This window comes from Pseudonocardia sp. McavD-2-B (assembly GCF_024124365.1).
GTDB classification, from domain to species: Bacteria; Actinomycetota; Actinomycetes; order Mycobacteriales; family Pseudonocardiaceae; genus Pseudonocardia; species Pseudonocardia alni.
Map to the genome: position 1 here is coordinate 1 of NZ_JAMXSG010000311.1, position 6,203 is coordinate 6,203.

General features: G+C 71.8%; 7 protein-coding genes and 1 pseudogene. 1 reads left to right on the forward strand and 7 read right to left on the reverse strand.

Annotated elements, in window-relative coordinates; genetic code table 11:
- From NH602_RS26835 to fbaA, 7 genes and pseudogenes are all read right to left on the reverse strand, one after another.
- Nucleotides 1-717: pseudogene (locus tag NH602_RS26835) on the reverse strand (hypothetical protein); the annotation flags it as partial.
- Between the two features lie 10 nt (nucleotides 718-727).
- Entirely contained in the window at nucleotides 728-1,105 is a 378-nt protein-coding gene (locus NH602_RS26840; RefSeq protein WP_253069235.1) for a hypothetical protein, read from the reverse strand.
- 72 nt (nucleotides 1,106-1,177) lie between these two features.
- Nucleotides 1,178-1,705, reverse strand: a complete 528-nt coding sequence (locus NH602_RS26845; protein WP_253069236.1) for a DUF3558 family protein — start codon at nucleotides 1,703-1,705, stop codon at nucleotides 1,178-1,180.
- Nucleotides 1,706-1,779: 74 nt separating this feature from the next.
- Complete coding sequence (locus NH602_RS26850) at nucleotides 1,780-2,457, reverse strand: 1-acyl-sn-glycerol-3-phosphate acyltransferase (protein WP_179761545.1); 678 nt, start codon at nucleotides 2,455-2,457, stop codon at nucleotides 1,780-1,782.
- A 120-nt stretch (nucleotides 2,458-2,577) separates the two neighbouring features.
- The gene (locus tag NH602_RS26855) at nucleotides 2,578-3,723 is read right to left on the reverse strand and encodes an aromatic acid exporter family protein (protein WP_253069237.1); all 1,146 of its coding nucleotides are present in this window, start codon (nucleotides 3,721-3,723) and stop codon (nucleotides 2,578-2,580) included.
- A gap of 5 nt (nucleotides 3,724-3,728) precedes the next feature.
- A complete protein-coding gene (locus tag NH602_RS26860; protein WP_179761544.1) occupies nucleotides 3,729-4,142 on the reverse strand; it encodes a DUF3151 domain-containing protein in 414 nt (137 codons plus the stop codon).
- 71 nt (nucleotides 4,143-4,213) lie between these two features.
- Nucleotides 4,214-5,242, reverse strand: a complete 1,029-nt coding sequence (fbaA, locus tag NH602_RS26865) for a class II fructose-bisphosphate aldolase (RefSeq protein ID WP_179761543.1) — start codon at nucleotides 5,240-5,242, stop codon at nucleotides 4,214-4,216.
- A gap of 192 nt (nucleotides 5,243-5,434) precedes the next feature.
- On the opposite strand from fbaA, the gene NH602_RS26870 reads away from it, so the two are divergent.
- The gene (locus NH602_RS26870; RefSeq protein ID WP_073576143.1) at nucleotides 5,435-6,121 is read left to right on the forward strand and encodes an RNA polymerase sigma factor; all 687 of its coding nucleotides are present in this window, start codon (nucleotides 5,435-5,437) and stop codon (nucleotides 6,119-6,121) included.
- Nucleotides 6,122-6,203 lie beyond the last annotated feature (82 nt).

Consider the following 6,203-nt stretch of genomic DNA (forward strand, 5'->3'; position numbering starts at 1 on the left):
GCCGGTGGGTGCCGACACCGGCTGCGAGGCCGACCCGACCGGGGGAAGCCCGACGCCGGCCGGTCCCGGTGTCGGGCCGGGAAGTCCGCCTCCACCCGGCGCGACGGAGACGCCGGGCTGCGGTCCCGGCGAACCGCCGGGCCCCGGCGTCGCGCCCGGAGATGTCGCGGGCGGGGGCGCGGCGGCCGCCTCGGTGGTGAAGCGGTCGTCGATCGCGGAGGTCTCGGACTCGTACTTCTGGAGCGCCCGGTTCGCGACCTCGTCGTTGATCTGGTTGTGCTCGGCGATGGTCACGTGGTCGGCGCCCCTGCCCCGGAGGGACTGCCAGGCCTCGCTGATGTTGTCGCCCGCGCGCTGGATCCAGGAGAACTCGGCCGGGTCGATGAACCGGACCTGGTTGCGCATGCGCTCGAACGCGCTGCCGTGGTCGAGCATGCGGTCGGCGCCGTTCCGGGCGACGTTCGCGGTGCCGTCGACGCCGGTCGCGGTGCGGTCCAGGGACTCCTGGGCGGCCCGGGCGGCGGGGCCCTGCCACGAGATGCCGAGGTCGGCCATGCCGCGGTCGAGGGTCTGCTTGGTGGTCGCCATGTCGTCGACGAGCTTGCGGAGACCGTCGGAGGTCTGGCGGGTGGCCTCGGCACCGGGTTTGCCGAGGATCCAGGCCGCCTTGGTCGCGATGTCGAACGCTTCGTAGTTGTAGCAGCGGGGGAGAGGCATGCTCGGATCCCTAACGCTCGAGCAGCGGGCCGTTGTACGACGGGGTGGTGGGTTTCAGGGTTGCCGCGTTCTCGTTCTCGATGAGCCCGTACTCCTGTGCCGCTTGCTTCAGCCGTTCACGAGCGTCGACCAGCTCGCGCAGATAACCTTCGTGGATCCGGATAATGGCATCGACCTTGGGCTGGAACACGGTCACTGCGTCGCGTGACACCGGGTCGTCCCCACAGGCAGGGAGAATCCTCAACCTGGTGGCGGTCCATCGACTCTCCTGCATCGACCGGACCTGCTCGTCCATCCGCCGGTAGACGCCCAGGACGCTGTCAGCGTCGACCTGCAGCATGAGCGAATCGCTGGCCGACCCCTGTGGAACGTGCGCGGATGTCTTCATGTGCCAGACGGTAGGTCAATCATCAACTGGTAGATCGTGGATCTGCCACAACAGTTCGCAGGTGCGAATCAATCAGTGCGCACGGGCTTCAGCCAGGTAGCTGCGAGCCAGAATCTTGGCCTTCTGACACGCGCCGTCGGTCGAGACCACGTTCTGCTCGCCGTATCCGAGTAACTCCATTTGAACCCGGATACTCGCGGTGTCGGCGGTATCGAGGTAAAGCTCGCATAGAGCCGATCCCCCTCTGTCCTCCACGATCTGAACGGCCCCGAAACCATCGACGGTAGTGACGACTGCCCCTGTCGCTGCTACTACCTTCCCGGCCGGACTCTGAATCGATTGCACCGTGTAGCTGTCACCGACGTCGAAGTTCCCCCAGGAACACGCCCGGCTCGGTCCGTCCGCCAGCGGCACAATCGCAGGATTGTCGCTCTCCACCCCGAGGCGCTGCCGGAGGTCCGGGGTCATCGCCACACACGGGTCGACGTTCGCCACGTCGATCTCCGCCGGCCGCGGCGGAAACGGCCCCTCCGGCTCCGCAGCCCCACACCCCACGACCACCCCGCACACGAGCAGCAGGACGACAACGAGTCGGACCACCGGCGACGCTCCCCCGGACAGGAACAGGACCGCAGCAGGCTAGCCCGTCGTCGTCGCCACCGGACCCGTTCCGGTCAGGCCGCGGCGGCGGAGTCGTCCGGGCGCCGGTGGTAACTGTCCACATAGATCTGCCCGGACAGGTCCGCGATGGCGTCCATGATCTCGTCGGTGACCGCGCGCCGGATCGCCGGAGCGCCCTCCAGTCCCTCGTAGCGGCTGAACTCCAGCGGCCGCCCGAAGCGGATCTCGACCCGGGCCAGGCGCGGGATCAGCCGTCCGACCGGCTGGACGCGCTCGGTCCCGATCAGCCCGACGGGCACGACGACCGCGCCCGTCGACAATGCCAGCGACGCGACGCCGGTGTGCCCGCGGTGCAGCTTGCCGTCGAGGGAGCGCGTGCCCTCCGGGTAGATGCCGAACGCACCGCCGCGCTCCAGGACCTTGCGCCCCGCGGCGAGCGCGGCGAGGCCGGCGCGGGCGTTGGACCGGTCGACCGGGATGTAGCCGAGCGCCCCCAGGAACGCGGCCATCAGGCGTCCGCGCAGACCACGGCCGGTGAAGTACTCGGCCTTGCCGAGGAAGGCGACCTTGCGTGGGGCGACGAGCGGGATGAACGCCGTGTCGACGGCCGCACGGTGGTTCGCCGCGAGGATCACCGGCCCGGTGGCCGGGATGCGGTCCGCGCCGCGCACGCGGGGCCGCCACACGAGCCGGACGAGTGGCGCGAGGACGTAGCGGATGAACAGCTGCACCGTGAACCCCGATCAGTGAGCGACGTCCACAACTCCGTGCAGGGGGGACCGACGTCCCGGCGCCGAACGAGGCCCGATTCTGCTCCGTGACCGGCCCGTGACGGAAGCCCTTCCGCCCGTTCAGTCCCCGTGCGGATCGGTGAGTTGCCCACGCAACGCACGCAGCGCCTCGCTGCGGGTCATCCCGGTCGCCTGCAGCAGGTCGACGGCGATCGAGCGGACCTGCGCGACCAGCACGGGCGCCGAGACCGCGGGCGCCGCGGCCGGCTGCCCCTCCGCCGGCCGGGCGACGACCGCACCGGGGTCGGCGAGGACCGGTGCGTGCTGCACGGCCTCCAGGATCGGGCCGCGCGCCTTCTCGCGGTCGCCGTCCTGCCCGAGCTCCCCGATCAGCGCCTCGACGGAGGCGGCGAGCTCGGTGATCGCGTCCGGCAGACCGGGCGGGACCGGTTCGCCGTCCTCGATCGCGGTCATCGCGCGCCGGGCGAGCACCCGGGCGTTGCGGTGGGCGTAGTCGGCCCGCTCGGCGAGCGTCCGGTAGCGGCGCAGCATGGCCCGGCGCGGCCGGTGCATCGGTGAGACCGTCACGACCTCGCCCGCGGAGCTGACCGCCGTGCGCAGCTCGTCGATGACGGCCTGGGTGTCGCGGGCCCGGGCCAGCGCCCGCGACGCGCTCTCCCGGTCGCCCTCGCGCAGCGCCGTCGCGATCTCGGTGAGCACGGTGACGAGGTCGTCGAGCACCCGGCGGGCGACCCGGCGCACGATCCGGACCGGATGCGCGGGGATGACGGCGGCGACCAGGATCCCGGCGAGGCCGCCGATCAGGGCGTCGATGCAGCGGTCGATCCCCCCGGTCTCGGTGGGCGGGAGCAGCGTCGTCACCAGCACCGCGGACACCGCGGCCTGGTTGACGAACAGGGTCCCGCCGTCGGTGAACACCGCGATGACCAGCGCGAGCGCGACGACGAGCACCAGCTGCCAGAGTCCGCTGCCGATCTGCGCGATCAGCAGGTCGCCGACGAGGACGCCGATGCTCACCCCGACCACGAGCTCGGCCGTGCGGCGCAGCCGCGAGTTCAGCGACATGCCCAGGCTGAGCACCGCCGCGATCGGCGCGAAGAACGGCCGCGTGTGACCGACCAGGTCACCGGCCACCCAGAGGGCGAGGCCGGCGGCCATGGAGCACTGCAGGATCGGCAGCCACGACGCGCGGACGCGCCGGGCTCCGGCCCGGCCGCGTGAGCGGACCCGGTCCCACGCGGCCACCGGCGTCAGGACACGCCGAGGGCGGCGAGCGCCTCCGGGTCCGAGTCGTTGATCAGGGTGCGCAGGCGCTCGACCTCGGGGGCCTCCCCGATCGCCGCAGCGGCGCGCAGCAGCGCGCCGCACGACCGCAGGAAGCCCTGGTTCGGCTCGTGCGACCACGGCACCGGACCGAAGCCCTTCCAGCCGTTGCGGCGCAGCTGGTCCAGGCCGCGGTGGTAGCCGGTGCGGGCGTAGGCGTAGGCGGCGACGCTCTCCCCGGCGTCGAGGGCGCGCTCGGCGAGCACCGCCCAGGCGATCGACGACGACGGCGACCCCGCCGCCACCTCCGACGGGTCCTTTCCCGCGGTCAGGTCCGCCGCAGCGGGGTCGACCGGGAGGCGCGTGTCGTCGGGCTCGAGCAGGTTGCCGTGCAGACTCATGCCGCCATCCTGGCGCGCGCCCACCGGTCGTCGCCAACCGGTGGGCACACGACGTGGATCCGGAGGAGAACTCAGAGGGCCTTGCCGGCGGACTTCAGCGACTCGCACGCCTCGATGACGCGCTCGCTCATCCCGACCTCGGCCTTCTTCAGGTACGAGCGCGGGTCGTAGACCTTCTTGTTGCCGACCTCGCCGTCGATCTTGAGCACGCCGTCGTAGTTGGCGAACATGTGCGACACGATCGGCCGGGTGAAGGCGTACTGGGTGTCGGTGTCGACGTTCATCTTCACGACGCCGTAGCCCAGCGCCTCGTGGATCTCCTCGAGCAGCGAGCCGGACCCGCCGTGGAAGACCAGGTCGAACGGCTTGGCGCCGGCGTCGAGCCCCAGCTTCTGCACGGCCACCTCCTGGCCCTGCTTGAGGATCTCCGGGCGGAGCTTGACGTTGCCGGGCTTGTAGACGCCGTGCACGTTGCCGAAGGTCGCGGCCAGCAGGTAGCGGCCCTTGTCGCCGGAGCCGAGGACCTCGACGGTGCGCTCGTAGTCGCCGGGGGCGGTGTAGAGCTTGTCGTTGATGTCGTTCGCGACACCGTCCTCCTCGCCGCCGACGACGCCGATCTCGACCTCGAGGATGATCTTCGCCTTGGCCGCCTGCTCCAGCAGCTCGGCCGCGATCTTCAGGTTCTCCTCGAGCTCGACCGCGGAGCCGTCCCACATGTGCGACTGGAACAGCGGATTCTGCCCCTTGTCCACGCGCTCCTGGCTGACCGCGATCAGCGGACGCACGAACGAGTCCAGCTTGTCCTTGGGGCAGTGGTCGGTGTGCAGCGCGATGTTGACCGGGTACTTGTCCGCCACGACGTGCGCGAACTCGGCGAGGCCGACCGAACCGGTGACCATGTCCTTGACCCGGGTGCCGGACAGGAATTCCGCGCCACCGGTCGAGACCTGCACGATGCCGTCGGAGCCTGCCTCCGCGAACCCGCGCAGCGCCGCGTTGAGGGTCTCGGTGCTGGTCACGTTGATCGCCGGGTAGGCGAACTCGCCGCTCTTGGCGTTGTCCAGCATCTGGTTGTAGATCTCGGGCGTGGCGATGGGCACGGGGCCTGCCTCCTCGTCGTCGGCGGTCGCTGCTCCGCGCAGCGCTCCTTGTCTCCGGGTGAGTATCACGTACCCGCGGGGAAGGGGGAGCCATCGTCGGAATGGGCCTGGTCTCACCGCGGGCGACGCCGTCGCCCGGTGCACCGGGTAATGCTGCGGAGCCTGTCGGTGGTGGTCGCTAGTGTGGTGGGCGTGGAGGAGGAGCGCGCCGAGAACGCCGTCGACCGGACGCTGGGCCGGTTGCGCGCCATCGACAGCCGACCGGCGCCCGCGGGCACCGGGCCGCACCCGTTCGCCCCGGGCACGTCGGCCCCGGTCGACGGGCCGGGTGGTTCCGGGGCCCGGCAGGGCCCGGAGACATCGCTGACGCTGGCCGACCTCTACCGCGACCACCGCCTGCGCCTCGTGCGCCTCGCGATGCTGCTGGTGGACATCCCGGCCACCGCGGAGGACGTGGTGCAGGAGGCGTTCACCGGGCTGCACCGGCACTGGACCGGCCTGCGGGACGAGACGGCCGCCGTCGCCTACCTGCGTGCGGCCGTGGTGAACGGGTCCCGGTCGGTGCTGCGGCGCCGTCGCACGGCACGCGAGTACGTGCCGCCGCACGCGGCGAACGCCCGCTCCGCGGAGTCGCTGGCCATGCTGTCCGCCGAGCACCAGTCGGTCGTCGACGCGCTGGGCCAGCTCCCGCCGCGCCAGCGCGAGGTGCTCGTCCTGCGCTACTACGGCGGGCTGACCGAGTCCGAGATCTCCGAGGCCGCCGGGATGAGCCGGGGCACGGTGAAGTCGACCGCCAGCCGCGCGCTCGACGCCGTCGCCCGGATCATGGCCGAGCGCGCCGGTACCGAGGCCGTCCGGCGTCCGGGGGAGCTGCGATGACCGGCCCCCAGCCGCCGCAGCCCGGCCACGACGACGCCGCCCGCCGGATCGGCGAGGCGCTGCAGGCGCAGGCCCGCGGGCG